Below are 1482 nucleotides of genomic sequence, written 5' to 3'. Positions count from 1 at the left end.
TGTTATTCACCAATTAAAATGTCTATGCGATAAACCATTTAAAATGTCCTGTTTTTAACCACAAGAGTCAAGCACAGGATTTAAGTTTCTTTGTTCAACAACAGCTTTCTGAGCTTTACGACTTGGCATACTTTTCTTGGCCCGGGAACGTTTATTCTGTTTTTCTAGTTCTTCATGCTGCTGTTGAATATGCGCCAGGACTGAACCTAACCGTTTATTCTCAACAATCTCATTTTGCTGTAGCCCAGCCAATTTATTGAAGATGCTGTAGTTGAGCTTTCGTCCTTCATGCATGAGGGCCACAGTGCCATCCGGATACTCCAGAAATGCAATGTATTGCCCAGCAAGCTTATGATTCAGCTCTGTCGGTTCAAGCAGATAAATACATTTGTCATAGGTAATCGTCAGGTTCTTGGTGACCTTACGCGGTTCCTGCCAGGTAAAAATATCATCCAGTTCAAGATCAGATTCGGTTAATGGACGATGCAGGTTCTTTGAGTTTCGCGCACATTTGGCGAACTTCTGATTGAACTGCTCAATAAAGCAGGGCAACCAGGCATTTGCTTCTGCAATCGAACAGATGCCTTCCAGGCGCATCTCCTTGATCAAACGGTCCTGAAGGGTTCTATTCGCTCGCTCTACGCGACCCTTCGCCTGTGGGGAGTTGGCGAAGATAATATCAATGTTTAACTCATTCAGAATCCGCCCAAATTGCGTGATCTTGCTGTCTTGGCTGGATTTCTGATTCACTCTGAATACCGAGTGTTTATCGCTGTAAAAGGCCAAGGGCTTGCCGTATTGCTCAATGTAGGCTCGGGTTGAAAGCATATAGTCAAAGGTCGTTTCAGCCTCACAAAAGCGCAGATGCAACAGCTTGCCGGTAGCATCATCGATATAAACCAGCAAACAGCATTTGGTGGCTCTTCCTTCAAACCAGTCATGATATGAGCCATCAATCTGGATCAGCTCACCGAAGCAATCACGGTTATAGCGTGGCTGGTATGGGCGTTTTAGACGTTTGGATCGCGGAATCCAAAGGTCATTTGCAGTCATCCAGCGCCGAACCGTTTCTACCGGGATATTCAGGTCAAACATGCTGCTGAGCTTCTCATGCGCCAAGGTAGGTCCAAAGCCCAGCAGATGTTCAGAAATAATGGAAAGACATTGCGATTTTAATAAATCGTCATGGCGATGATGGCCCGGTTGACCACGACTGGCATGCGTCATGCCTGAAACACCATCTTGATTGAGCTTCTGCAATAACCGGGTAATTTGACGGGTGGAAAGATTCAGGATTTCAGCAGCACGGACTTGGGTAATACGATGATCTCGAACGTCTTGCAGAACTGCAAGACGTTGAATTTCTTTGTCAGACATAGTGATCAGCATCTATATTTTATATCCAGTCCATGGTGATAAAAATCATCATAAACCAGACATTTTTATTGGTGAGAATATAGACACTTTAAATGGGTTCTAACA

At 44.3% G+C, this 1482-nt stretch carries 1 protein-coding gene; it reads right to left on the bottom strand.

Features of this window, described 5'->3' with window-relative positions; all coding sequences use genetic code 11:
- Nucleotides 1–54: 54 nt before the first annotated feature.
- Nucleotides 55–1389 carry an ISNCY family transposase gene (locus FTV38_RS17505; protein WP_039255483.1) on the bottom strand — a complete coding sequence of 445 codons (1335 nt, stop codon included), beginning with the start codon at nt 1387–1389 and terminating at the stop codon, nt 55–57.
- Nucleotides 1390–1482: the final 93 nt, after the last annotated feature.

Origin of the sequence: Acinetobacter sp. YH16044 (assembly GCF_013417145.1) — a bacterium.
In the GTDB taxonomy this organism is placed as follows: Bacteria; Pseudomonadota; Gammaproteobacteria; order Pseudomonadales; family Moraxellaceae; genus Acinetobacter; species Acinetobacter amyesii.
The sequence above is the reverse complement of the archived record's forward strand: the minus strand, read 5'-3'. Positions and strand labels throughout refer to the sequence as shown.